The following is a 24,573-nucleotide window of genomic DNA, read 5'->3' on the forward strand; positions in this document are numbered from 1 at the left end:
ATCAACCCGCATCGCCGAACGAGGACTGGATGATCTTTTCCTCCGTCAGCTCGTCGCGCCCGAGATCGGCGACGATGCGGCCGTTCTTGAAGACATAGACATGATCGCAATTGTCGAGCTCTTCGGTTTCGGTCGTGTACCAGAGGAAGGTGCGGCCCTTGGCGGCCTCCTCGCGCACGAGGTCGTAGACTTCCAGCTTGGTGCCGATATCGACGCCGCGCATCGGGTCGTCCATCAGCACGATCTCGGCGTCGGAGCCGAGCGCGCGGGCAAACAGCGCCTTCTGCTGGTTGCCGCCCGACAGCGAGAAGATGTTGTTGTTCATGTCCGGCGTGCGGATGCCGATCTTGTTCTTCCAGAATTCGGCGAGATCGGCCTCGCGCTGCGGCGAAATCAGCAAGCCGTTGCGCAGCCGGGTCAGCGAGCGGATGCCGATGTTCTGGGCGATCGACCATTGCGCGAAAATGCCGTCCGACTGACGGTCGCCGGCGACCAGCGCCACGGGCGCCGTCACCTCGATGCCGGCCTTGGCGCGGGCGGCCGCCGAGAAAATCGCCAGCAGCAGATCCGTCTGGCCATGGCCGGCGAGGCCGGCCAGCCCGATGATCTCGCCTGCGCGGGCAACGAGCTCCTTGCCGTCCTGCTGCCTGGCCGGGCGCGCCCGCACCCTGAGCGCGCCGGGCTCGGTCTTGCGGGCCTCGGCGGCAGCCTTCTGATGGCCTTCGGCGCCGCCCATGGCGGCAACCAGCCTGTCGCGGTCGAAGACATCAGCGGCATCCGCCGCGACCACCTTGCCGTCGCGCATCACCACGATGCGGTCGGCGTTCTGTAGCACCTCGCCAAGCACATGGGATATCAGGATGCAGCTGCCGCCGGCGGCCACGAAGCGTCGCACGAAGGCAAGCAACTGCCCTGCCGTATGTGCGTCGAGCGACGAGGTCGGCTCGTCGAGGATGACCAGATGCAGTGGTTCGCTGGTCAGCGTGAAGGCGCGCGCCACCTCGACCATCTGCCGCCTTCCGATCGAAAGGTCGCCGGCGATGTCGTCCTCCGAAATGCCGTGATCCGGAAAGATCTCGTCGAGCTTGGCGCGAATGAGATCGGCGGCCTTGCGCCGCCAGCCGAAGCCCTTGAGCGCGGGATGGTTGATCCGCGTGTTCTCGGCAATGCTGAGATTTGGGCAGAGCGACAATTCCTGGAACACGCAGCGTATGCCGAGCTCCAGCGCGCGCGCCACCGAATAGCTTGCCTCGGCATTGCCGCGCACCGCGATCTGCCCGCCGTCCGGCCGCAGCGTGCCGGCCACCATATGCATGAGCGTCGACTTGCCGGCGCCGTTGTGCCCAACCAGGCCGACGCATTCGCCGGCGCCGACATGGAAGTCGACGCCGTTAAGGGCTCGAACGGCGCCGAAATGCTTTTCGGCGCCGTTCAGCCGGACGATGTCGGTGTTTGCCTTGAGCATGCTCAACGATACCCGGCTGGCGATGCGGACGGCAATGCGATCATGAAAGTGAGATGACCTTTCTTCGAAACGTCATCCCACTTCTCTTCTGAGCATGATCTTTTCCGAAAACCGCCGCACACTTTTCGGGATCATGCCCTGTTATTTAATGTTGGCCTTGATCGCCGCGATAGCCTCTTCCTGCGTGTATTCGTGGGTGGCGACGCCGCCTTCCTTGATCTTCGGCAGCGCGGCCTCGAAATCGTCCTGCGTGAAGGCGAGATAGGGCACCAGGAGGTCGTGCGGAATGTCCTTGCGTCCGTCGAGCACCTGCTGCGCCACCCAGAAGGCCAGCGTCGACACGCCGGGCGCGATGGAGGCCGACCAGGTCTTGTAGCCGTCCTTCTCCTTCTGCTCCTTCCACCACTTCAATTCGTCCTGGCGGTTGCCCATGATGATGGTCGGGCGCGGTTTCTTGGCGGCGGCGAAGGCTTGCGCTGCGCCATAGCCGTCGCCGCCCTGGTCGACGATGCCGACGACATCCGGCAGCGACGGCAGGATGGTCGCCACTGCCTTCTGCGCCGTGGTCTGGTCCCAGTCGCCCGTCACCGAGCCGACGATCTTGAACTCCGGATGGGCGGCGACGCCCTCGAGGATGCCGGCATGGATGGCATCGTCGATCGAGGTGCCGGCGAGGCCGCGGATCTCCAGCAGATTGCCGCCCTTCGGCTGGAACTTGGCCATCTGCTCGACTTCCTGCTTGCCCATGTCCTTGAAATCGACAACGACGCGATAGGCGCAAGGCTCGGTCACGATACCGTCGAACGAGACCACGACGATACCGGCATCGCAGGCCTGCTTGATGGCGCCGTTCAGCGCATCGGGCGAAGCGGCGTTGATGACGATGGCGTCATAGCCCTGCAGGATCAGGTTCTGCACCTGGGCGGCCTGGGTCGGCACTTCCTTGTCAGCCGTGGTGAAAACGTCGGCGGCGGCGACCACCTTGTCCTCGACCGCCTTCTTGGTGACGATGCCGTAGCTGTCGAGCATCGCCTGGCGCCAGGAATTGCCGGCATAATTGTTGGAGAAGGCGATCTTCTTGCCGCTGGTGTCGGCAAGCGCGGTGCCCGAGGCGAGCATCGCTGCGAATACACTCAATACGAGCAGTTTCTTCATGTCGGTTCCTCCCGAGGTTGCTGGTCTTAATGGATAGTCATAACGCAAATTGCCTGTTTTTTATCTATTGTCAGACAAATTCAGAGGAACCGCAAGCTGTCAACTGCAAAGCATTTGGGCCACGCGATCAACTTGCGGTGCGCCGATTGAAAAACCTCAGGCGGATGGTCTAGGAACGCGGCAGGAGAGAGAATTTGATGGCAGTGACGCCGACCGTTGCAAAAGGCGCGCCCGGGATTCCGGCGCGCTGGACGTCAAGCGCCAAAAGCGGCGTCGGCACCGCGCTTTCAGCAAAAAGCCGGCTCTGGTTCACCATCAGCCATGGCATTCTTAACGAGATCTATTATCCGCGCCTCGACAGCGCCTGCACGCGCGACCTGGGGCTGGTCGTCACCGGTCCCGGCGGTTATTTTTCCGAAGAAAAGCGCGATGCGGCCCATGCCGTCGAACACTTCGAGGACGGAGTGCCTGGCTACAGGCTGGCCAACATCGCTTCCGACGGCGCTTACCGGATTGAAAAACGCATCGTTACGGATCCGAAACGCCCTGTGCTGCTGCAGGAAACCACTTTCACCGCGCTCAGAGGTACGGCCGCCGACTACCGCGTTTACGCGCTGTTGGCGCCGCATCTGGTCAATGCCGGCATGGGCAACACTGCCTGGTTCGGCGAGCATAAGGGGCAGCGCATTCTCTTCGCCACCGGACGCGGTGTCTCTTTGGCGCTTGGCTCGTCCTTGCCCTGGGGCGAAGGTTCGGCCGGCTATGTCGGTTTTTCGGACGGCTGGCAGCAACTGCACGACAACGGCGCGCTCGACCCTTCCTGCCAGGCCGCCGAAAACGGCAATGTCGCGCTGGCCGGCGAGATTGGCTTTTCGGCCGGCAAGACCACCACCTTGCTGGCGCTCGGCTTCGGCGCTTCGCCGGAAGAAGCCGCCGACCTTGCCCTTGCAAGCCTGAAACAGGGTTTCGAGCCGGCAGCGGAAACCTATGTCGAAAACTGGCGGAAATTCCAGGCGGGTCTCGAAAAACTCGATCGTCCGGCCGCCTCCGGGCTGAACACATACCGCGTCAGCACCGCGGTGCTGGCAACGCATCTGTCGATCGCCAGGCCTGGCGCCGCTGTCGCCAGCCTGTCGATTCCCTGGGGCTTCAACAAGGGCGACGACGACCTCGGCGGCTATCACCTCGTCTGGCCGCGCGACCTGGTCGAGACGGCGGGCGGTTTCCTTGCCGCCGGCGACGCCAGGCAGGCGCTGGAGATCCTCACCTATCTGCGCTCGATCCAGCAGCCGGACGGCCACTGGCCGCAGAATGTCTGGTCCGACGGCACCGCCTATTGGCCGGGCATCCAGATGGACGAATGCGCCTTTCCGCTGTTGCTCGCCGATGCCTTGCGCCGCGCCGGCCACCTGCCGAAATCGAAGCTTGCCGGCTTTCTGGCCATGATCGAGAACGCGGTCGCCTATATCGTGCGCAACGGTCCGGTCACCGGCGAGGATCGCTGGGAAGAGGACGCCGGTTACAGCCCCTTCACGCTGGCCGTGGAAATAGCGGCATTGCTTGCCGCCGCCGATATGCTGGACATCTGCGATAAAAATGAGCCGGCAAACTATCTGCGCGAAACCGCCGATTGCTGGAACGACCAGATTGAAGCCTGGACTTATGTCACCGGCACCGAAGTCTGCGCGAGCGAGGGCGTCGCGGGCTACTATGTCCGCATCGCGCCGCCCGACGATGCGGGAGCCGCCTCGCCCAAGGACGGCTTCGTGCCGATCAAGAACCGCCCGCCAGCCGACACCGACAAGCCGGCCGAGGCGATCATCAGTCCGGACGCGCTGGCGCTGGTCCGTTTCGGCCTGAGAGCCGCGGACGATCCGCGCGTCGTCGACACGGTCAAGGTCGTCGATGCGCTGTTGCGCTGCGACCTGCCGCAAGGGCCGCTCTGGTACCGCTACACCGGCGACGGCTATGGCGAGCACGAGGACGGCTCGCCTTTCGATGGCACTGGCCAAGGCCGGCCATGGCCGCTGCTCGCCGGCGAGCGCGCCCACTACGAGCTGGCCGCCGGCCGCAAGGACAAGGCCGCTGCATTGCTGGAAACCTTCGAACGCTCGGCGGGCGTGGGTGGCCTTTTGCCGGAACAGGTCTGGGATCGCCCCGACATTCCGGACCGCGAATTGCGGCTGGGCGCCCCATCCGGCAGCGCCATGCCGCTGGTCTGGGCGCATGCCGAACACATCAAGCTGCTGCGCTCGCTGCGCGACGGCGCTGTCTTCGACATGCCGCCGCAAGGCGTCGAGCGCTACATCAAGCAAAAGACCGTTGCGCCATTCAGGACGTGGCGCTTCAACGACAGGATCCGCTCCATCCCTGCCGGCAAGGTGCTGCGCGTCGAGCTGTCGGCACCCGGCGTCGTCCATTGGAGCAGCGACAAATGGCTGACGGTGCAGGACAGCCATACCGCCGAGAACGCTTTCGGCGTTCATCTTGTCGATCTGCCGGTGGCCGGCCTACGGCCTGGAAGCGCGATCGTCTTCACTTTTTTCTGGCCCGAGGCGATGCATTGGGAGAATGTCGACTTCACCGTCGCGATCGACCAACCAAGCGGCCAGTGAATTCTTCTTTCCTCAAGCAATCGGGATGACACCATGCAAATCGGAATGATGGGACTGGGCAGGATGGGCGCCAACATGGTGCGGCGCCTGATGCGCGACGGCCATGAATGCGTCGTCTACGACATCAATTCGGCAAGCGTCGCAGGCATGGTCAAAGACGGCGCGGTCGGCGCCGCCTCGCTGGAAGAGTTCGTCGGCAAGCTCGCCAAGCCGCGCTGCGCCTGGCTGATGCTGCCGGCCGCGATCACCGGCAAGATCGTAGACCAGGTGGCGGCGCTGATGGAGCCGGGCGACATCATCATCGACGGCGGCAATTCCTATTATCACGACGCCGTCGACCAGGCGGCCAAGCTGGCGGTGAAAGGCATCAACTTCGTCGATGTCGGCACCAGCGGCGGCGTCTGGGGTCTCGAGCGCGGCTACTGCCTGATGATCGGCGGCCCGGACGAGGCGGTGAAGCATCTCGATTCGGTCTTCGCGACACTCGCGCCGGGCGCCGACGCGGGCACCACGCCTGACAAGAATGCGGGCACGGCGCCCTTCGGTTATCTGCATTGCGGCCCGAGCGGCGCCGGGCACTTCGTCAAGATGGTGCATAACGGCATCGAATATGGCGTCATGGCCGCCTATGCCGAGGGCATGAACATCCTGAAGTCGGCCAATGCCGGCAAAAGGCAGCGCACCGCCGACGCCGAGACCAGCCCGCTCGAAAGCCCGCAATATTACCAGTTCGATGTCGACCTGCCCGCGGTCGCCGAGGTCTGGCGCCACGGCAGCGTTATCGGCTCCTGGCTGCTCGATCTCACCGCCGGCGCGCTGAAGAACGATCCGGCGCTCGCCCAGTTCGGCGGTCGTGTCTCCGATTCCGGCGAAGGACGCTGGACGCTCAAGGCCGCGATCGACACCGGCGTGCCGGCGCCGGTGCTGTCGTCAGCGCTGTTCGACCGCTTCTCCTCGCAGGGCGAATCGCAATTCGCCGACAAGCTTCTGTCTGCCATGCGCTATGCGTTCGGCGGCCATGTCGAAAAGAAGCCCGGCGCGTGAGGGGGGACAGGGCATGAGCCAGGAGAGGTCCGACACGCTGGTGCTTTTCGGAGCGACCGGCGACCTTGCGCACAAGAAGATTTTCCCGGCGCTCTACCAGATGGCCGCCAAGGGGACGCTGACCGAGCCGGTGATCGGCGTCGCCTTTGATCCCTGGGAACTCCCCAAATTGGTGGACCGCGCCCGCGACGGCATCGTCAGTGCGCTGGGCGCGGTCGACGACAATGTCTTTTCCAAATTCGCCTCGCTGCTGCGCTATGTCAGCGGCGACTATCGCGACAGCGCCACCTTCGAGAAGCTGAGGACGGCGCTGGGTTCGGCGCAGCGGCCGCTGCACTATATGGCGGTCCCTCCGACCATGTTCGAAACCGTCGTGCAGGGGTTGGAGCAGTCCGGCACCGCGCGCGGCGCGCGGCTGATGATCGAAAAACCCTTCGGCCACGATCTGCAGTCGGCGCGCTGGCTGAACCGGGTGCTGCATCTGGTGTTCGACGAGCAGTCGATCTTCCGCATCGACCACTATCTCGGCAAAGAAGCGATCCAGAACCTGCTCTATTTCCGCTTCGCCAACTCTTTCCTCGAGCCGATCTGGAACCGCAACTTCGTCGAGAGCGTGCAGATCACCATGGCCGAGGATTTCGGCATCGAGGGCCGCGGCAAATTCTATGACGATGTCGGCTGCATTCGCGACGTGATCGAGAACCACCTGCTCAACATCCTTCTTCTGCTTGCCATGGAGCCGCCGGTCGGCCGTTCGGCCGACGACCTGATCGACGAGAAAGTGCAAGTGCTGCGCGCCATCCGCACGCTGACCAGGGACGATGTCGTGCGCGGCCAGTTCGACGGCTACCTGGCCGAGCCGGGCGTCAGGCCGAATTCGCCGGTCGAGACCTTCGCCGCGGTGCGCTTCTTCGTCGACACCTGGCGCTGGCAGGACGTGCCCTTCTTCATCCGCGCCGGCAAGAACATGCCGGTGCACGCCACCGAGGTGATCGTGCGGCTGAAGCGGCCGCCGCTCGACGTCTTCGATCCGATCAAGCCGGGCGACGCCAATTATGTGCGCTTCCGCATCGACCCGCAGGTGGCGATCTCGATCGGCGCCCAGCGCAAGGTCGCCGGCGACGACATGATCGGTGAGCAGGTGGAGCTGACCGCACTCGACGACACCAGGGGCGACATGCCTCCCTATGAACGGCTGATCGGCGACGCCATGAACGGCAACGGCCAGCTGTTCACGCGCCAGGACGCGGCCGAGCTTGCCTGGCGCATCGTCGGGCCGGTGCTTGGCGACACTACGGCGCCGGCGATCTATGCGCCCAAGACCTGGGGACCGGCAGATGCCATGAACGGCTTCGGCCCGCCCGACGGCTGGATCAATCCAACGAAGTAGTTTTCGGGGGAGGAGGAAATGGCGAAAGCAGCAAAGAAAGCCGCGGCGAGCGGCGATCCGATCGTGCTCACCATCGATGTCGGCGGCTCACACGTGAAGATCCTGACCAGCGCCGGCGGCGAGATGCGCCGCGTAGCGTCCGGGCCGAGCCTGACCCCCGACCAGGTCGTCGGTTCGGTGAAGAAACTGGCCGAGGGCTTGGATTACGACGTCATCTCGATGGGCTATCCCGGCCCCGTGCGCGACAACAAGCCTTCGCTCGATCCCTTCAATCTCGGCAAGGGCTGGAACGGCTATGATTTCACCGCCGCCTTCGGCAAGCCGGTGAAGCTCGTCAACGACGCGCTGATGCAGGCGATCGGCAGCTATGACGGCGGCCGCATGCTGTTCCTCGGCCTCGGCACGGGCCTGGGCGCCGCCATGATCATCAAGAATGTCGGCCAGCCGATGGAGCTTGCCCATTTGCCCTACAAGAAAGGCGCGACTTTCGAGGATTATGTCGGCGAGCGCGGACTGGTGAAGCACGGCAAGAAAAAATGGCGCAAATACGTTTTCGACGTCGTCGGCAGGCTTCGCGCCGCCTTGCAGCCGGACTATGTCGTGATCGGCGGCGGCAATGTCGACAAGCTCGATGAATTGCCCGAAAAGTCCCGGCGCGGCGACAACACTCGCGCCTTCGAGGGTGGATTTCGTCTGTGGCGCGACAAGGCACTGATCGTCTGATATTGTTACAATTCAGTATAATTGTTCAAAATAGCGTGTAACTGTGCAATAGATGATTGCGTCGTGCAGATTTGCCGACTAGGAATTCGCCGGCCTGCGACGCTATTCGCTTTTCCGGATTCGCAAACAACGCTCGCAGCGCTTTGACATTACACATCGCGTTTTTCGCGACCTTGCGGCACAAATGGAGGAACTACGTGGACGAGGACACCAGTAAGGAAGTCGACCTGCTCGAGCTCACCGCGCACATCGTATCGGCCTATGTCGCGAAGAACCGCCTGCCCGCTTCGGGCCTGGGCGAGCTGATCGCCAGCGTCGCCTCGTCGATCGGCGGGATCAGCCAGCCGGCGGAGCCCGCCGCGCCCCCGCCGGTCCCGGCCGTCAATCCTAAGCGCTCGGTGACGCCGGATTACATCATCTGCCTCGAGGACGGGAAGAAGTTCAAATCGCTGAAGCGCCATATCGGCGTGCATTTCGGCCTGACGCCGGAAGCGTACCGGACCAAATGGGGCTTGCCGGTCGACTATCCGATGGTCGCTCCCAACTATGCGGCCTCGCGCTCGCAACTGGCCAAATCGATCGGCCTTGGCCGCAAGGCGGATCCGGAACCGGTGAAGCCCAAGGGCAAGAAGGCCAAGGCGACCGCCTGAAATAGCGCGCCTGCACCAATGGTTTGAGGAAGCCTGCCGAGGAATCGACCTTGGCAGGCTTCCTGCTTTTATGGCTTGGTTACCACCGCCAGAGCAATTCCAGGAAAAGTGTAAGGCGGTTTTCCGTCCGGAATTGCGCAAGAACGAAGAGGGGGAGCGGTTCACCGTTTCGCGGAACGGTGAAGCGCTCGGCCGGGGGACAGGCCATGAACTACGCCAGGATGCTGATCGAGAAGGAAGCGCCGGAGGAATACGGCTACGACCGCATCCGCTACAACCTTTCCGAAAGCTCGATCGCCGACCAGAAGCTCTCCGACATCGGTCTCGCGCTGCCCGACCTGACGCTGTTCTATGGCGAGCATCGCGGCGACAAGCAATTGCGCGCGCTGATCGCCGGCCAGGTCAAGGGCATTTCTCCAGACGATGTGCTGGTGACCGCGGGCGCGGCCGGCGCGCTGTTCATCATCGCCACTGCGCTGCTGTCGGCCGGCGACCATCTCGTCGTCGTGCGGCCGAACTACGCCACCAACATCGAGACGCCGAAGGCCATCGGCTGCGCCATCTCCTACATCGATCTCGACTTCGACCAGGGCTTCGCCCTCAACGTCGAACGCCTCACGGCAGAGCTACGGCCTAACACCAGGCTGATCAGCGTCACCTGCCCGCACAACCCGACCGGCACGATGATGACACGCGCCGAACTCGACGCGCTGGTCGCGCTTGCCGAAAAGCACAAATGCCGCCTGCTGGTCGACGAGACCTATCGAGACCTCTCCTTTGGCGATCGCCTGCCCGCGGCCGCCTCGCTCAGCCCAAGCGCCATCAGCGTCTGCTCGCTGTCGAAGGCCTTCGGTATTCCGGGCATTCGCATCGGCTGGCTGGTCACCCGGGATCCGCAACTGCAGGAAACCTTCCTCGCCGCCAAGGAGCAGATCGGCATTTGCGGCAGCGTCATCGACGAAGCGATCGCTCGCACCATGCTCGAGCGCCGTGACGCCTTCCTGGCCTCGCTGCTGCCGGACATGGCCAGGCGCCGCGACATCGTGCAAGCCTGGATTGACGGCGAGCCGTTGGTCGATTGGGTGCGGCCGCAAGGCGGCGTCGTCGGCTTCCCGCGGCTCAATGTCGATGCCGGCTTCGACCTCGACGCCTTCTACGCAAGGCTGCTGGAGGAATACGGCACCTATGTCGGTCCCGGACACTGGTTCGAGATGCCGAAGCGCTTCTTCCGTCTCGGCTTCGGCTGGCCGACGGAAACGGAACTGCGCGGCGGCCTCGACGCCATCTCCGCCGCGTTGCGGGACTGAGCCGCCGCGCAAAAGATTCGATTTTCTTTTGATCCAGCGCGGATTTTTGCGCGCATGGCGGGACGAACTGGGCTAAAGCGTTCTGGCCGGACCAGCGCCCACCGTGGAAGTGCCCCGCCGGCCATTGTCGCAACGGGGCCCTCAAATCATGACAGCCGAAGCAACTTCACCCGACCAGCGTTACGCCGCGTTCCGGCACCGCCCATTCCTCAGCTACTGGACGGCGCGTTTCCTCACCACCTTCGCCACCATGATCGTGTCCGTCGCCGTCGGCTGGCAGGTCTATGACCTGACCCGCGACCCATTCGATCTTGGCATTGTCGGCATCGTCCAGTTCCTGCCTTCGCTGCTTCTGGTCCTGGTCACCGGCGTGGTCGCAGACCGCTTCGGCCGCCGGCTGATCATGACCTTGTCAACGCTGATCGAGGCCGGCTGCGCGTTGGTCCTGCTGCTCCTGACATTGCGCGGCCTGCACGGTCCGCTGCCGATCTTCGCGGTGCTGGTCATGTTCGGCATCGCGCGGGCCTTCTACGGACCGGCTTCGTCCTCGCTGTTCGCCAACCTCGTGCCGCAGAAGGATTTCGCCAATGCGATCGCCTGGAATTCGTCGGCCTGGCAGACGGCGACCATCGTCGGCCCGGTCGCCGGCGGCCTGCTCTACGGCGTTTCGGCCGAAGCGGCATACGCCACCGCCGCCATCCTGATGCTTGCCGCCGCCGTGCTCATCTTCACCATTCCGAAGCCGGCGCAGCAGACAGCCACCGACAAGCCGACCATGCAGACCCTGTTCGCCGGCTTCGGCTACATCTGGGGCGAGAAGATCGTGCTCGGTGCGATCTCGCTCGACCTCTTCGCCGTGCTTCTGTCCGGCGCCTCGGCGCTGCTGCCGGTCTATGCGCGCGACATATTGGAGCTCGGCCCCTGGGGCCTCGGCCTGCTGCGCTCGGCGCCCGGCATCGGCGCGATCTGCGTCGCCGTCTGGCTAGCCGGCCACCCGATCCGCGACCATGCCGGCAAGATCATGCTGGGCTTCGTCGCCCTGTTCGGCGCCTTCACCGTGCTTTTCGGCGTCTCGACCATCACCTGGCTGTCGATCGCAGTACTTGCTCTGCTCGGCGCCACCGACATGTTCAGCGTCTATATCCGCGAGACGCTGATCCAGCTTTGGACACCGGATGAGGTGCGCGGCCGCGTGAATGCCGTCAACCAGGTCTTCGTCGGCGCCTCGAACGAGGTCGGCGAATTCCGCGCCGGCACGATGGCGGCGCTGATCGGCACGGTCCCCGCCGTGGTGATCGGTGGCATCGGCGCCATCGCGGTTGCGGGATTGTGGGCGTACCTGTTCCCGGCGCTGCGGCAAGTGCGGCATCTGAACAGCCGGAGTTGATTAGGCGCTGGATTTGAGCCGCAGAGTCCCGAGTTTGGGCTAAATCAGGCTGGGCCCACGACGACCGGGATGGGGGCCGACAGCAGTAAGTCCGCTTCCGGTGCAGGGAAGACGATTGCGGCCATCGATGCAGAGGAGCCTAGCCCCTTTCCCTTGCGTCATTCTCAGCAGAATCTAAATTCGGCCGTTCGCTTTCTTGCGTCTCGATGTTGTAGACCCGAACGTGCCCTTCGAGGCCTTTGAACTGGCGCGTACCGAGGTCAATGATCGGCATGCTGCCAGGCAAATGGCGTGCCACGGAAGAATCGATAAGGATTTGCCGATCTTCAGCAGACGAACACAGCCTCGATGCCAAGTTCACGACATTGCCGATTGCGGTGTAGTCAGCGCGGGCCCCATAGCCAATTCGACCCACCGTTGCCCACCCCATAGCGAGCCCCATGCCGAAGCCAATCTTATAACCACGTTGCCACCACCCAGATATCAGTTGTTGTGTGGCATCCTGCATTTCGACAGCCATTTTTACGGCATGAAGTGCCGGCCCTTCACATGGAACCGGGCGTTGACGAGAATCATCAATCCATCCGTCGAAAAACTAGTGAGCGTTGCTTCATACTTGGTGATGATCGCGCCGAGCGCCTCATAGTACTCACGCAGGACCTGCATGAGGTTCTCAGGCTCGGCGTGCGCTGAAAATGCAGTAAAGCCACGCAAGTCGCAAAACACAGCGACTACTTCTGCGCGCTGTCCAGCGAGCATTCGCGCTTTCTCTACGAGTTCCGCAACCTGTGGTGCAAGGAAGCGCTTCAACCGTGTCAGTCGCTCCGCGCGGTCCCGCTATGTGGCAAGTTCCTGCGCCATTTGGTTGAACCGAGCAGCCAGCCGCTCAAGTTCGTCTCAGTGGAGATGTTGATTCGGTGATCGAACTGTCCAGCACCGATCTTGAGAGCGCCGTCCTCCAACAGGAGGATAGGCCCGCTCATCCGTCTGGCAAGCCAATATGCGAGCACCGCGGCAAGGACTGTGGCGAGCAACAACAACCCGCCGGTCCGCCACAACGAAGCGTATAGAGGTGCAAAAGCCTCTGCCTGCGACTGCTCGACAATTACCGTCCAGCCGGCCGCGGTAACCGGCGCGCCAGCAATGACAACGCGTTCATTCTCGGCGTTGCGGCTTGCAATCGCGGTGCCGCCTGCGGCAGCGATCGCGTCCCGTGATTCGCGCAGGGCCAACGCTGCTTTCTCGTCGGCGCTCTGCATCACTTTGTTGATCGCGGGGTGAGCGATGAGGTGGCCGGCCTGGTCGATGACAAATCCCTGGCCGCTGCGGCCCACGTGGATTTCGGAAACGATGAACCAGATAGGCTTCAGACTGATTTCGGCGATGACCGAGTTCGCGACAACTAAATTGTCGTAACTGGCCATTGCCATGGTTATGGAGGGTTCGGAACCCGGACGATAAATGACTGGGCCGCACCAGACCTTCGCCGTCTTGGCGCCCATGACAGCGGGATCGCCTGAGCGATCAGCCCCGCTTTCTGTCCTGTTTTTGCCAATGCGAGAGATGTGCAGCCGCTCCGCGCCAGCACCGTCAACAATACTGATGCTGAGGATTCCCGGGGCCTGGTGCATCGCTCGTACGGCAAGAAGCCGGAGCTCAAGCGCTTGGCTATGCCCAGCCCGACGCGCTAGCATCAAAACAATCTCATGGGATCCAGGGAGACGAAATGGGTGGAAGGCTGGCGGGCAGGGTCGCCATCGTTTCGGGCGGCGCGACGGGCATGGGCGGGGCGGCTTCGAGCTGTTTGCCGCCGAAGGCGCCAAGGTGGCGATCATCGACCGCAATGGCGAGGCGGCCGGCAAGACCGCCGCGGCGATCCGCGAACGCAGCTATATCGCCGAGCATTTCGTGGCGACGTTTCCGACGAGGCGCAGGTCGAAGCGGCGGTGAGGGCGGCGACGGATAAGTTCGGTCCGATCACTGTGCTGTTCAACCATGCTGGCACGATCGTCATCAAACCATTCCTGGAGACGACGCTACAGGAGTGGGACTGGCTGCATGCCGTCAATGTCCGCTCGATGTTTTTGATGACGCGCGCGGTGCTGCCCGGCATGATTGCCGCGGGCGGCGGCTCGATCGTCTGCACTTCGTCGATCTCGGCAGTGGCGGCGACGCCGAACGAGGTGCTCTACGACACCACAAAAGGCGCCTGCCACATGTTCGCCCGCGCCATCGCGGTCGAATTCCGTGACCGCAACATCCGCTGCAACGCCGTCTGCCCTGGCTTCATCCGCACGCCGCACGGGTTGCGCGAAGTGGCCGACCTCGGCAAGCTCGGCGTCGATGTTTCGGACGCCGCCATGGCCGCGCAGCAGGGCCGCATCGGCGAGCCGGAGGAGGTGGCGAAGGCCGCGCTGTTCCTGGCCAGCGACGAATCGAGCTTTGTCAACGGCGCGCATCTGTTCGTGGACAATGCTTTCACGGCGATCTGAGGCTTTTCCTCGCCCCACGAAAGTGAGGAGAGGTGGCTCGGCGAAGCCGAGACGGAGAGGGGACGCCCTGCGTGAAGCCAGAACCGGCTGAGAATTTGGCGCAAACGCGGCGCCGAAAGAGCAACCATTCGACCGTCGGCGCAGCCCCCTCTCGGGCCGCTTCGCGGCCACCTCTCCCCCGCTTTGCGGGGCCAAGGAAATCCGCGCCTACCGCTCCTCCCTCCGAAACGGCTTCAGCAGCGCAGACGGCGCGACTGCGTTGCGCGACATGAACGCCATGGCGACGATGGTGAAGATGAAGGGCAGCATCAGGAACGCTTCATAGGGGATGTGGCCAAGGCCGCTGGCCTGCATCCTGAGCTGCAGCGCATCGACGAAGGCGAAGAGCAGCGCGGCACCCGCCGAGCGCCAGGGATCCCAGCGGCCGAACACGACCAGCGCGATCGCCACCCAGCCGCGGCCGGAGACGACGCCGAAGGTGAATGCGTTGAACTGCGCCATGGTGAGGAAGGCGCCGGCGAGCCCCATCAGCGCGCCGCCGAGGATGACCGCCTGGAAGCGCGTGGCAATCACGCTGACGCCGGCGGAGTCGGCCGCGCGCGGGTTCTCGCCGACCATGCGCACCGACAGCCCCCAGGGCGTGCGGTAGAGCACGAAGGCGGCGAGCGGCACGGCGATGATGGCGAGATAGACCAGCGTGAACTGGTTGAACACGGCCGGTCCAAGGATCGGGATGTCCGTGAGCAGCGGGATCGGCACCGGCTTGAAGCCGTCGATGCTTGGCGGCACCGATTGCTGGCCGAAGATCAGCCGGTAGAGGAAATAGGCGAGGCCCGAGCAGAACAAAGTCACGCCGATGCCGCAGACATGCTGGCTCAACCCCAGCGCAACGGTGAACAGCGCATGCAGCGCGCCCATCAGCGCGCCGACCAGCACGGCCACCAGCACGCCGAGCCACAGGCTGCCGCTGAGGCTCGCCGCGGTGAAGCCGGCCATGGCGCAGAGCAGCATGATGCCTTCGATGCCGAGATTGAGCACACCGGCGCGCTCGGAAAACATTTCGCCGAGCGTCGCGAAAGCGAGCGGCGTGGCGATGCGGATGATGGCGGCAAGGAAGCCGACCTGGAAGATCTGCTCGAACACCGCGCTCATGTCTGCGCTCCCACGCGGCGGATGCGATAGGCAGTGAAGAGCAGCGCCACCAGCATGGCAAGCAGCGCCGTGCCCTGGATGACGTCGCTCAGGAAAGCAGGCACGCCGGTCGCCCGCGACATCGCCTCGGCGCCGGTCATGACGGCGGCGAGGAAGATCGCCGCCGGCACCACGCCGAGGGGGTTGAGCCTGGCGAGCATGGCGACGACAATGCCGGAATAGCCATAGCCCGGCGAGATGTCGCTCATCACCTGGAAGTGCACGCCGCCGACCTCGCCGACGCCGGCCAAGCCCGCCAGCGCGCCGGACAGCAACGCGGTGGAGATGAGCACGCGCTGGACATTGATGCCGCCATAACGCGCCGCTTCCGGGTTCTCGCCGGTGACGCGAATGCGAAAGCCGAGCGTGGTGCGCGCGATCAGGAACCAGCAGAGCGGCGCCGCGATCAGCGCCACGACGACGCCGAGATGCATCCGCGTGCCTTCGATCAGCACCGGGAAATTGGCCGAATCCTCGATCGGCGGCGAGATCGGGTAGCCGGAGAACGTGTCCTTCCATGGCCCTTCGATCAGCGCCATCAGCGCGTAATAGATGACTGAGTTGAGGAGCAGCGAGCTGACCACATCGTCGACCTTGAATTTCACCCGCAGCGTCGCCGGCACCAGCGCGACGAGCGCGCCTGCGGCGGCGCCCACAAGCGCCATCAACAGCATGGCGAGATAGCCCGGCATCGGGATCGCGCCGACGAAGCAGCTTGCCACCGCGCCGGCGAGCAGTTGGCCCTCGGCGCCGATGTTCCAGAATTTGGCGCGGAAGGCGACGGCCACGGCTAGGCCGGTGAAGATCATCGGCGCCGCGCGCACCAGCGTCTCGGTGATGGCGTAGCTGTCGCCGAGCGAGGCCGACAGCATCACGCCATAGGCTTCGATCACGCCGGCGCCAGCGACGGCGATCAGGCCGCTGCACAGGATGAGCGTTGCGGCGATGGCGATGAGCGGCAGCGCGAGATTGAACCAGGCCGGTGTCGTGGAGCGGGCTTCGAGGCGAAACATCAGGCCGCCTCCTCGGTGTGCCCAGCGCCGGTCATCATCAGGCCGAGCCTCGCGACGGTGGCATCGGCGCTCGAAAGCGTGCCGGCGATGCGGCCCTCATACATCACCGCGATACGGTCGCAGAGCATCAGCAATTCCTCGAGATCCTCGCCGATGACGATGATGCCGCGGCCCCTGGCGCGCATGGCGAGAAATTTTTCGTGGATGAAGCGGGCTGCACCGATGTCGAGGCCGCGCGTCGGCTGCGAGACGATCAGCACCTTCGGGTCGAAGGCGAGCTCTCGCGCCAAAAGCGCCTTCTGCAGATTGCCGCCGGAGAGCGCGCCGGCGCGGACCATCGGGCCAGGGCAGCGTATGTCGTAAGCCTTGATCTGCTCCTCGGCGAAGGCGCGGATCGCGGCCGGATTGAGCAGTCCTTTGCGGCTGAAGGCCTCGGTGCCGATGCGCGGCAGCACCATCGAATCAGCGAGCGGCAGGTTGGTGACAAGCCCGGTGGTCATCCGATCCTCTGGGATGCGGCCGAGGCCGAGTGCCTGCAGCTCGCGGGGCGAGAATTGCGCAACCGTTTTGCCGGCTATCGTCATGGTGCCGGCCTTGGGTGGCAGCATGCCCGAAATGACGTCGGCCAGCGCGCGCTGGCCGTTGCCGGAGACGCCGGCGATGCCGAGGATCTCGCCCGCGCGGACGAAAAGCGAGACATCGCGCAACGGCGTGCCGGCGTGACCGGAAGTGGATATGCCGTCCAGCGTCAGCACCGCGGCGCCGGGCGTCGACGCCTCCCTGGTCGGCGGCACGATTTCGTGGCCGCACATCAGCTTCGCCATTTCCGCCGATGTGGTGCTTGCCGGATGGTCGACGCGGCCGGCGACCTTGCCATGGCGCAGCACGACGCAGCGATGGGTGAGCGCCCTGACCTCGTTAAGCTTATGCGAGATGAAGATGATGCCTAGCCCTTGCGCCGCCATCGAGCGCAGGGCGGCGAACAGCCCATCGACCTCGCTCGGCGCCAGCACAGCGGTCGGCTCGTCGAGAATCAGTAGCTTCGCGCCGCGAAACAGCGCCTTGATGATTTCCAGCCGCTGCTGCTCGCCGACCGACAGCGCCGACACCGGCAGGTTCGGTTCGAGGCTCAAGCCGTGCTGGCGGCCGATCTCCTGCAGCCGAGCCAAGCCGCCGGCACGATCGATGCGGCCGGATTTGCCTGGAATGCCGATCAGAAGGTTTTCCAGCACCGTGAGGCGCGGCGCCAGGTGAAAATGCTGGTGCACCATGCCGATGCCGGCGGCGAGCGCATCGGCCGAATTGTGGATGGCGACCGGCCTGCCTTCGACCAGGATGTCGCCGGCATCCGGCGCATAGGCGCCGAACAGCACGTTCATCAGCGTCGTCTTGCCGGCGCCGTTCTCGCCCAGCAAGCCGAGGATCTCGCCGGGCGCCACGCTGAGGTCGACGGCCTCATTCGCCTTGACGGCGCCGAAGCTCTTGGTGATGCCGCGCATTTCGATGAGTGGGGCGGACAAGGGTGCTCCTGCGCTGGTACCCCTCCCCCTTGAGGGGAAGGTGCCGAGCGAAGCGAGGCGGGAGGGGTCACCTCAACCGCCTCGACGTTGATAAAAGGGATGGAGCGCGTCGCGGGCGACCCCTCCCGGCCCTGCGGGCCACCCTCCCCTCAAGGGGGAGGGGAACGCCGGCATCAATCCGAAACCGGCGTGTTCTCGTCGACATCGACGCGGAAATTGCCTTCGAGGATCTCGGCCTTCTTCTTCTCGACCAGGTCCTTGACTTCCGCCGGCAGCGTCTTGTCGAACTTATGGTAGGGGGCGAGATAGGAGCCGCCCTTGGCCATGCGCGAGAAGTCGCCATAGTCTTGCGCGGTGAAGACGCCGGCCTTGACCAGCTTGATCGCCTGCTCGACCGTCGGATACATGTCCCACACCGGGCCGGTGATCACCGTGTCGGGCCCGAGGCTCGCCTGGTCGGACATGTTGGAGATCGCAAGGATCTTCTTTTCGACCGCCGCCTCGATGACGCCGAAGCGCTCGGCATAGATGACGTCGACGCCGGCATCGATCTGCGCCACGGCGGCTTCCTTGGCCTTCGGCGGATCGAAGAAGGAGCCGATGAAGGCGACCTTCTTCTTGACGTTCGGATTGACCTCCTTGGCGCCGGCAAAGAAGGCGTTGACCAGCCGGTTCACTTCCGGAATGCCCATCGCGGCGACCGCGCCCACGGTTCCCGACTTCGACATCTTTCCCGCGATCATGCCGGAGAGATAGGCCGGCTCATGGATCCAGTTGTCGAAGACGCCGAAATTGGGCTCGGCCGGGCCGGCGCCGGAGCCGAACAGGAAGGCCGTCTTGGGGAATTGCTTGGCGGTCTTTCGCGATTCACGCTCGGCGGCGAAGGCGTCGCCCAGCACCAACTGGTAACCCCCTTGCGCATATTCGCGCATCACGCGGCTGAAGTCGGCGGTCTGCACCTTTTCCGACCATTTGTATTCGATGCCCAGCTCCTTTTCGGCCTTCTGCAGCGCGACATGGATCTGGTTGTCCCACGGCTCCTCGATCGGCGTGGCGAAGATCGCCGCCACCTTCAGCTTCTTGTCCTTGGCGAAGGCCGCGCCGGGCAGCACGGTGGCCGCGAGGCCGAGCGCGCCGAGTTCCAGGAGGTTGCGCCGCGACAGGCCGGTGCGTTGCGTTTTGTTACGGTCGTTTTCCATTGAAGTGCCCCTCTGATAGACAGCCGTGTCGAGCCGGCCGTTCCAAAAATGTCAGACGCCCCGGACTATGGAACGGTGGTTGAGTTTTGTCCACATGGTCAAATTTGATGCGTCGCTTTCCGTGTGCAAGCTCGAAGCGCTGGCGGGACAGCGCCCCCCTCTGTCCTGCTGGACATCTCCCCCACGAGGGGGGAGATCAGCAGCGGCGTCGACGGCGCCCATCCCGCAACGTTGGTGATTGGCGAAAGCCGGCGCGACATCCAATCTCCCCCCTCGTGGGGGAGATGGCCGGCAGGCCAGAGGGGGGCGCGAAGGAACGCGACGTTGAGCCCTTACAGGGCCTCCCACGCCCCTATCTCGGCAAACCTTCTCAACACCGGCGCCGGCTCGAAAATCGCCCTGCCGGTCCGCTCGTGCCAATGCTCCAGCCGCTCGACAATCTTGCCTGCCCCTTCGAACCCGGCCCAGAACATCGGTCCGCCCTTGCCGATCGGGAAGCCGTAGCCGTTGACCCAGACGACATCGATGTCGGAAGCGCGCATAGCGATGCCTTCCTCGAGGATCTTCGCGCCTTCGTTGACCAGGGGATAAAGCGTGCGCTCGATGATTTCGTCGGCACCGATGTCACGCCGGGCAATGCCAAGCTCCGCTGCCTTGGCGCGGATCAGCGCCTCGACGTCCGGATCGGCAATCGGCTCGCGCGCGCCGCTCTCATAGCGGTACCAGCCGCGTCCGGTCTTCTGGCCGAAATGACCCTGTTCGCACAGCATATCGGCGATCACCGCCGTCTGGCCGCGCGCCTTGCGGTTGCGCCAGCCTATGTCGAGGCCGGCGAGGTCGCCCATCTGGAAAGGCCCCATCGGCCAGCCGAAATCGGTGAATGTCTTGTCGACCTGGCTAGGCGTCGCGCCTTCGAGCAGCAGTGCTTCGTTTTCGGCGCCTCGCGCGGACAGCATGCGGTTGCCGACGAAGCCATGGCAGACGCCGACGACAACCGCCACCTTGCCGATGCGCCGGGCGAGATCGGCGACCGTCGCCAGCACCTCGGGCGCGGTCTTTTCGGCGCGCACGATCTCCAAAAGCTTCATGACATTTGCCGGCGAAAAGAAATGCATGCCGAGCACGTCCTGTGGCCGCGACGTCGAGGCGGCAATCGCGTCGACGTCGAGATAAGAGGTGTTGGTGGCGAGGATCGCGCCGGGTTTGGCGATCGCGTCGAGCTTGCCGAACACTTCTTTCTTCACCGCCATGTCCTCGAACACGGCTTCGATGATCAGGTCGCAATCGGCAAGGTCAGCATAGTCGGTGCTGGCCTTGAACAGGCCCAGCCGCTGCCGTTTCACCTCTTCGCTCAACGAACCGCGGTTGACCGAGACGGCATAGTTCTTCTCGATCGTCGTCAGCCCGCGCTGCAGCGCCTCCTCGTTTGTCTCGAGCAAAGTCACCGGGAGACCGCCATTGGCGAAGGCCATGGCGATACCGCCACCCATCGTGCCGGCGCCGATGATGCCGACGAGCTCAATCCGGCGCTTCTGCAGGTCCTTGCCAGGAATCTTCGCCGCCTCGCGCTCGGCGAAGAACAGGTGCCGCTGCGCGCGCGACTGGTCGCCGGAAACAAGTTTTTGGAAAAGCTGCCGCTCGACCGCCAGCGCCTCGTCGAACGGCAAGGTGATCGCGTTGCGCACGGCCTCGGCGCAGGCGATTGGCGCTTCCAGCCCGCGGGCTTTTTTGGCCAGATCGGCCGCCTGGGCGCCGAAGGCGGCGAGGTCGGTTTCGCCGAGGCGGTCGTTACGGTCACGGACCGGCACGAATGGACCGCCTCGGTCAGCCATTTCCTTGGCGAAACGAACCGCCTCCGCCAACAGATCGCCATCGGCGACCGCATCGGCAAGGCCCGCTGCTTTCGCCTCGCTTGCCGAAATCGGCGTTCCGGAAACGATCATGCCGAGCGCTTTCGCGGGGCCGACCAAGCGCGGCAGGTGCACCGTGCCGCCGCCGCCCGGCAAAAGGCCGAGCTTCACTTCCGGCAGGCCGAGCTTGGCGCCGCGATCGGCGACACGAAAATGGCAGCCGAGCGCCAGTTCCAGCCCGCCGCCCAGCGCCGTGCCGTGGATGGCGGCGACCGTCGGTTTGGCAATGGTTTCGAGCAAGGCGATGATGGCGCGCAGTTCGGGCTGCTGGATCGGCTTGCCGAATTCGGTGATGTCGGCGCCAGCGACGAAAGTACCTCCGGCACAGGCGATAACGATGGCCCGCGCGGCGGGATCGTCGCGCAAAGCGGTGAGCGCCTCGTAAAGCGGCTTGCGGACATGAAAGCTCAGCGCATTCACCGGCGGGTTGTCGATGGTGACGACCGCCACGCCGTTCTCGTTCGCGACGCTGACAGAACTGGACAAGCGGAACCTCCCGAGACGGCTGCAATCGCGCAAGGGTTTACTAGGCCGGCCGGCGAATGGGAACCCGATCCGGCATTGGCCCAATGGTTCGCCGGCGATCAGTTATCCACCCGGCCGAAGGTAGGCACGTCGCCGATCACTTCGCGCTTGTCCTTGCCGCAGACGAAGGTCTTGGCCTTCTCGTCGGCGAGCTTGCGCGCCTGGTCGTTGGCCTGCGGGTTGCCGGTGGCCAAAACCAGGCCGATGGTGCAGCCCTGACGCTCTTCCGGTTGCGCGACCTTGGCGACGACCAGCACATCGGTCGATTTCTTGTCGTCCTCGGGATTGCTGACCGACCGGCGATGGATGGCGGCGAAGGGGATGGCGACGTCGCCATTGGTCTCGATGCGCCATTCCACCTTCGGGCCGGAGCCGTTGAAGGCGGTGAAGCTCTCCCAGACCGAAATCATGTCGTCGGACGGAAAGCCGTAATAGACGGATTCACGCGCATCATCGTAGCCGATCAACACCGGGTAGCCGCGATAGCCCGAGCAGACGAGGTCCGCCCAGTCGCCGTCGCCTTCCGCGGCCTGGGCATAGGTCACGCAGTCCTTCTTGGAGTCGAGATCGGTGTAGGCGCTGGAGATTTCGCCGGCCTGGACCGCCTGGCAGAAACCGGTGAGGGCAAGCGGGATCAGAAGGGCACGCATCAACGGCAACTCCGTTTCGAGTTGCCGAAAGCGTAACGCCGTCTGCTATTTCTTCAAGCTGGCTTCGATCAGGAGGTCGGCGTTGCGGGCCACCGACGCCGCAGGTCCGCCCTGGCCGAAAAGCTGGCCGCTGATATAGGCGCCTTCGATGAGGAGCAGCAGCCCATCGCCCAGCGTATCGGAATCCGCCGCGCCCATCGCGGCGGCCATGGCGCGCAGGCGCCGGCGCAATTCCACTTTGTTATTCTCGCTCACCACCCGCGCGGGATGGCCGCGCTCGGGATATTCCACCGCCGCATTGGTCATGCCGCAGCCGCGGTAATCCGGCTTCTGCGTGCGTTTGCCGACGCGGGTCAGGAAAGCGATGACCTGCGCGCGTGGATTGGCCGGATGCGCGTCGACGGCCTCGTCGAATCGCTCCCAGAATTCCAGGTCATATTTACGCAGATATGAGGCAGCGAGCTCATCCTTGGACGGGAAGGTGCGATAGAGGCTGGGTTTTGTGACGCCGGCACGCCTGACGATCTCGTCGACCCCGATCGCCCTGATGCCCTCGCGATAAAAAAGGTCGCGCGCCACGTCGAGGATCTTGTCCGCGGCCTTCGGGGCAGGGGCCTCGTTGATCGGCGTTTCAATTTTTTTGTCCGACGACATGCAAACAACTCGCTTGACAATGTTACTGACCGGTACGTATGTATGGCGTCATCCCTTTGCAACGTACCGGTCAGTAACATGATAGCTCAGTCCCGTCCATTTGGCCAGCGCTACGCATTCGTCGTCGTTGCCGTCGTCTTTCTTTGTCTTTTGATCGCAGCAGGGCTTCGTTCAGCGCCGTCGGTCATGATGCTGCCGCTGGAAGAGAGCTTCGGCTGGCGGCGCGACATCGTTTCGCTGGCTGCCGCGATCGGCATCTTCCTCTATGGTCTGACAGGACCCTTCGCCGCGGCATTGATGGAGCGGATCGGGCTGCGCCGCACGCTGCTTGCCGCGCTAATGATCATGTCGGGCTCCACCGCGCTCAGCCTGCTGATGACCAAGCCGTGGCATCTGCTGATCACGTGGGGTGTGTTTTCTGGCGTCGGTTCGGGCGCGGTCGCGACCGTGCTCGGCGCGACAATCGTCAACCGCTGGTTTAAAACCAATCGCGGCCTGGTGATGGGGTTGATGTCTGCCTCCAGCGCGACCGGCCTGCTGGTGTTCCTGCCGCTGCTTGCCTCGCTGGCCGAGTCGGGAGGCTGGAAGCCGGTCGCCATAGCCATCGCGATCGCCACCGCTGCTCTCGTGCCGCTGGTCTTCCTGCTGGTGCCCGAGCGCCCGGCTTCGATCGGGCAGGTCCGCTACGGCGCCGATGCGGACGATGTGCCGCCGGTATCGCCGGCATCGCAGGGCAATTTCCTGGCGCATACGCTGAACACGTTGCGGCGCGCCGCGGGCACACGGGTGTTCTGGTACCTGTTCGCCACCTTCTTCATCTGCGGTTTCACCACCAACGGTCTGGTCGGCACCCATCTCATCGCCTTCTGCGGCGACATGGGCATTCCCGAAGTCCAAGCGGCCGGGCTGCTGTCGCTGATGGGCATCTTCGACCTGATCGGCACGACGTTGTCCGGCTGGCTTACCGACCGCTTCGATCCGCGCAAGCTGCTCGGCGTCTATTATGCCATCCGTGGCCTGTCGCTGATCTACCTGCCCTATTCCGGCTTTTCAGGAACCAGCCTGATCATCTTCGCCGTGCTCTACGGGCTGGACTGGATCGCCACCGTGCCGCCGACGCTCAGGCTCGCCAACGAAGCCTTCGGCGACCGCAGCGGGCCGATCGTCTTCGGCTGGATCGTCGCCGGCCACCAGGTGGGCGCCGCGGCGGCCGCTGCCTTTGGCGGAACGATGCGCGAGCTGCAGGGCAATTACGAACTGGCCTTCCTCATCGCCGGCATGACGGGCATCGCGGCGGCCTGTATCTCGTTGCTGATCAACACGAGCAGGCCGGCATTCGAGCCGGAGCCGCAGGCCGCTTAAGGCGCCGTTTCCCTTCTCCCCTTGTGGGAGAAGGTGGCCGAGCGAAGCTCGGTCGGATGAGGGGTGCTCCAGGGAAAGCCAGCGTCCCGTTTCGCTGGAACACCAGCGCCGCTTCACTCAGCCGGAACAGCCTCACTCCGCTGGAGCACCCCTCATCCGTCTCGGCGCTGCGCGCCGATCCACCTTCTCCCACAGTGGGCCTGTTGCGTAATTGGCTGGTTGTGATTCTCTGAGACGGAAGCTCGGAGGGAATCGCAATGGCGGTGAAGCAGACTGGTCAGTTGAGCCTGGCGGAAGCATTTTTGGGCCAGAAGCTTGCAG

20 protein-coding genes and 1 pseudogene are annotated in these 24,573 nt (G+C 64.3%); 9 read left to right on the top strand and 12 right to left on the bottom strand.

All coding sequences use genetic code 11. The features are described 5' to 3' along the window. Position 1: 1 nt before the first annotated feature. Positions 2 to 1,465 (bottom strand): sugar ABC transporter ATP-binding protein, encoded by a 1,464-nt coding sequence (locus EN869_RS25125; protein ID WP_127228975.1) that lies wholly within the window; start codon positions 1,463 to 1,465, stop codon positions 2 to 4. A 141-nt stretch (positions 1,466 to 1,606) separates the two neighbouring features. Further along, positions 1,607 to 2,620, bottom strand: coding sequence for an ABC transporter substrate-binding protein (locus tag EN869_RS25130; protein ID WP_127228974.1), 1,014 nt, complete (start codon positions 2,618 to 2,620; stop codon positions 1,607 to 1,609). A gap of 197 nt (positions 2,621 to 2,817) precedes the next feature. On the opposite strand from EN869_RS25130, the gene EN869_RS25135 reads away from it, so the two are divergent. The 7 genes from EN869_RS25135 to EN869_RS25165 all read left to right on the top strand — a co-directional run bounded on the left by EN869_RS25135 (position 2,818) and on the right by EN869_RS25165 (position 11,736). Then, positions 2,818 to 5,235 carry a glucan 1,4-alpha-glucosidase gene (locus EN869_RS25135; protein ID WP_127228973.1) on the top strand — a complete coding sequence of 806 codons (2,418 nt, stop codon included), beginning with the start codon at positions 2,818 to 2,820 and terminating at the stop codon, positions 5,233 to 5,235. 33 nt (positions 5,236 to 5,268) lie between these two features. Continuing rightward, positions 5,269 to 6,279: a phosphogluconate dehydrogenase (NAD(+)-dependent, decarboxylating) gene (gnd, locus tag EN869_RS25140; protein WP_127228972.1), complete on the top strand. Its 1,011-nt coding sequence runs from the start codon at positions 5,269 to 5,271 to the stop codon at positions 6,277 to 6,279. 13 nt (positions 6,280 to 6,292) lie between these two features. Next, positions 6,293 to 7,669, top strand: a complete 1,377-nt coding sequence (zwf, locus tag EN869_RS25145; RefSeq protein WP_127228971.1) for a glucose-6-phosphate dehydrogenase — start codon at positions 6,293 to 6,295, stop codon at positions 7,667 to 7,669. Positions 7,670 to 7,687: 18 nt separating this feature from the next. After that, complete coding sequence (locus EN869_RS25150) at positions 7,688 to 8,392, top strand: ROK family protein (protein ID WP_127228970.1); 705 nt, start codon at positions 7,688 to 7,690, stop codon at positions 8,390 to 8,392. A 197-nt stretch (positions 8,393 to 8,589) separates the two neighbouring features. Continuing rightward, complete coding sequence (locus EN869_RS25155) at positions 8,590 to 9,042, top strand: MucR family transcriptional regulator (protein WP_127228969.1); 453 nt, start codon at positions 8,590 to 8,592, stop codon at positions 9,040 to 9,042. Between the two features lie 206 nt (positions 9,043 to 9,248). Continuing rightward, a complete protein-coding gene (locus tag EN869_RS25160) occupies positions 9,249 to 10,349 on the top strand; it encodes an aminotransferase class I/II-fold pyridoxal phosphate-dependent enzyme (protein WP_127228968.1) in 1,101 nt (366 codons plus the stop codon). Between the two features lie 148 nt (positions 10,350 to 10,497). Further along, positions 10,498 to 11,736, top strand: a complete 1,239-nt coding sequence (locus tag EN869_RS25165) for an MFS transporter (RefSeq protein WP_127228967.1) — start codon at positions 10,498 to 10,500, stop codon at positions 11,734 to 11,736. A gap of 139 nt (positions 11,737 to 11,875) precedes the next feature. Here EN869_RS25165 and EN869_RS35670 read toward each other — a convergent pair whose 3' ends face one another. The 3 genes from EN869_RS35670 to EN869_RS35680 are packed head-to-tail and all read right to left on the bottom strand — an operon-like array spanning position 11,876 to position 13,430. Continuing rightward, positions 11,876 to 12,256 carry an adenylate/guanylate cyclase domain-containing protein gene (locus EN869_RS35670; RefSeq protein WP_348630865.1) on the bottom strand — a complete coding sequence of 127 codons (381 nt, stop codon included), beginning with the start codon at positions 12,254 to 12,256 and terminating at the stop codon, positions 11,876 to 11,878. 2 nt (positions 12,257 to 12,258) lie between these two features. Beyond that, positions 12,259 to 12,546: an adenylate/guanylate cyclase domain-containing protein gene (locus EN869_RS35675; RefSeq protein WP_348630864.1), complete on the bottom strand. Its 288-nt coding sequence runs from the start codon at positions 12,544 to 12,546 to the stop codon at positions 12,259 to 12,261. Between the two features lie 5 nt (positions 12,547 to 12,551). Further along, complete coding sequence (locus EN869_RS35680) at positions 12,552 to 13,430, bottom strand: cache domain-containing protein (protein WP_348630867.1); 879 nt, start codon at positions 13,428 to 13,430, stop codon at positions 12,552 to 12,554. Positions 13,431 to 13,462: 32 nt separating this feature from the next. Here EN869_RS35680 and EN869_RS25175 point away from each other — a divergent pair. Next, positions 13,463 to 14,228 (top strand): annotated as a pseudogene (locus EN869_RS25175) (SDR family oxidoreductase). Between the two features lie 207 nt (positions 14,229 to 14,435). Here the strand turns inward: EN869_RS25175 and EN869_RS25180 are convergent. The 7 genes from EN869_RS25180 to EN869_RS25215 all read right to left on the bottom strand — a co-directional run bounded on the left by EN869_RS25180 (position 14,436) and on the right by EN869_RS25215 (position 22,890). Continuing rightward, positions 14,436 to 15,380, bottom strand: coding sequence for an ABC transporter permease (locus EN869_RS25180; RefSeq protein ID WP_127228966.1), 945 nt, complete (start codon positions 15,378 to 15,380; stop codon positions 14,436 to 14,438). Then, positions 15,377 to 16,432: an ABC transporter permease gene (locus tag EN869_RS25185; RefSeq protein ID WP_127228965.1), complete on the bottom strand. Its 1,056-nt coding sequence runs from the start codon at positions 16,430 to 16,432 to the stop codon at positions 15,377 to 15,379. The genes EN869_RS25180 and EN869_RS25185 overlap by 4 nt, the downstream gene beginning before the upstream one ends. After that, the gene (locus EN869_RS25190; protein WP_127228964.1) at positions 16,432 to 17,952 is read right to left on the bottom strand and encodes an ABC transporter ATP-binding protein; all 1,521 of its coding nucleotides are present in this window, start codon (positions 17,950 to 17,952) and stop codon (positions 16,432 to 16,434) included. Before EN869_RS25190 ends, EN869_RS25185 begins: the two co-directional genes overlap by 1 nt. 173 nt (positions 17,953 to 18,125) lie before the next feature. Next, positions 18,126 to 19,151, bottom strand: a complete 1,026-nt coding sequence (locus tag EN869_RS25195) for a BMP family protein (RefSeq protein ID WP_127228963.1) — start codon at positions 19,149 to 19,151, stop codon at positions 18,126 to 18,128. A 332-nt stretch (positions 19,152 to 19,483) separates the two neighbouring features. Next, complete coding sequence (locus EN869_RS25205) at positions 19,484 to 21,547, bottom strand: 3-hydroxyacyl-CoA dehydrogenase NAD-binding domain-containing protein (protein ID WP_127228962.1); 2,064 nt, start codon at positions 21,545 to 21,547, stop codon at positions 19,484 to 19,486. Between the two features lie 98 nt (positions 21,548 to 21,645). After that, positions 21,646 to 22,236: a hypothetical protein gene (locus EN869_RS25210; protein ID WP_127228961.1), complete on the bottom strand. Its 591-nt coding sequence runs from the start codon at positions 22,234 to 22,236 to the stop codon at positions 21,646 to 21,648. A 45-nt stretch (positions 22,237 to 22,281) separates the two neighbouring features. Continuing rightward, on the bottom strand, positions 22,282 to 22,890 hold the full coding sequence (locus EN869_RS25215) for a TetR/AcrR family transcriptional regulator (RefSeq protein ID WP_127228960.1): 609 nt from the start codon (positions 22,888 to 22,890) through the stop codon (positions 22,282 to 22,284). 78 nt (positions 22,891 to 22,968) lie between these two features. On the opposite strand from EN869_RS25215, the gene EN869_RS25220 reads away from it, so the two are divergent. Further along, the gene (locus EN869_RS25220) at positions 22,969 to 24,252 is read left to right on the top strand and encodes an MFS transporter (protein WP_127228959.1); all 1,284 of its coding nucleotides are present in this window, start codon (positions 22,969 to 22,971) and stop codon (positions 24,250 to 24,252) included. Positions 24,253 to 24,573: the final 321 nt, after the last annotated feature.

Source organism: Mesorhizobium sp. M2D.F.Ca.ET.226.01.1.1 (assembly GCF_004022705.2).
GTDB lineage: Bacteria > Pseudomonadota > Alphaproteobacteria > Rhizobiales > Rhizobiaceae > Mesorhizobium.

What these genes read in the sequence shown, in the direction of transcription:
- EN869_RS25125 (WP_127228975.1), bottom strand. Translation starts at nt 1,465, where the DNA reads ATGCTCAAGGCAAACACCGACATCGTCCGGCTGAACGGCGCCGAAAAG.
- EN869_RS25130 (WP_127228974.1), bottom strand. Translation starts at nt 2,620, where the DNA reads ATGAAGAAACTGCTCGTATTGAGTGTATTCGCAGCGATGCTCGCCTCG.
- EN869_RS25135 (WP_127228973.1), top strand. Translation starts at nt 2,818, where the DNA reads ATGGCAGTGACGCCGACCGTTGCAAAAGGCGCGCCCGGGATTCCGGCG.
- gnd (WP_127228972.1), top strand. Translation starts at nt 5,269, where the DNA reads ATGCAAATCGGAATGATGGGACTGGGCAGGATGGGCGCCAACATGGTG.
- zwf (WP_127228971.1), top strand. Translation starts at nt 6,293, where the DNA reads ATGAGCCAGGAGAGGTCCGACACGCTGGTGCTTTTCGGAGCGACCGGC.
- EN869_RS25150 (WP_127228970.1), top strand. Translation starts at nt 7,688, where the DNA reads ATGGCGAAAGCAGCAAAGAAAGCCGCGGCGAGCGGCGATCCGATCGTG.
- EN869_RS25160 (WP_127228968.1), top strand. Translation starts at nt 9,249, where the DNA reads ATGAACTACGCCAGGATGCTGATCGAGAAGGAAGCGCCGGAGGAATAC.
- EN869_RS25165 (WP_127228967.1), top strand. Translation starts at nt 10,498, where the DNA reads ATGACAGCCGAAGCAACTTCACCCGACCAGCGTTACGCCGCGTTCCGG.
- EN869_RS35670 (WP_348630865.1), bottom strand. Translation starts at nt 12,256, where the DNA reads ATGGCTGTCGAAATGCAGGATGCCACACAACAACTGATATCTGGGTGG.
- EN869_RS35680 (WP_348630867.1), bottom strand. Translation starts at nt 13,430, where the DNA reads ATGCTAGCGCGTCGGGCTGGGCATAGCCAAGCGCTTGAGCTCCGGCTT.
- EN869_RS25180 (WP_127228966.1), bottom strand. Translation starts at nt 15,380, where the DNA reads ATGAGCGCGGTGTTCGAGCAGATCTTCCAGGTCGGCTTCCTTGCCGCC.
- EN869_RS25185 (WP_127228965.1), bottom strand. Translation starts at nt 16,432, where the DNA reads ATGTTTCGCCTCGAAGCCCGCTCCACGACACCGGCCTGGTTCAATCTC.
- EN869_RS25195 (WP_127228963.1), bottom strand. Translation starts at nt 19,151, where the DNA reads ATGGAAAACGACCGTAACAAAACGCAACGCACCGGCCTGTCGCGGCGC.
- EN869_RS25210 (WP_127228961.1), bottom strand. Translation starts at nt 22,236, where the DNA reads ATGCGTGCCCTTCTGATCCCGCTTGCCCTCACCGGTTTCTGCCAGGCG.
- EN869_RS25215 (WP_127228960.1), bottom strand. Translation starts at nt 22,890, where the DNA reads ATGTCGTCGGACAAAAAAATTGAAACGCCGATCAACGAGGCCCCTGCC.
- EN869_RS25220 (WP_127228959.1), top strand. Translation starts at nt 22,969, where the DNA reads ATGATAGCTCAGTCCCGTCCATTTGGCCAGCGCTACGCATTCGTCGTC.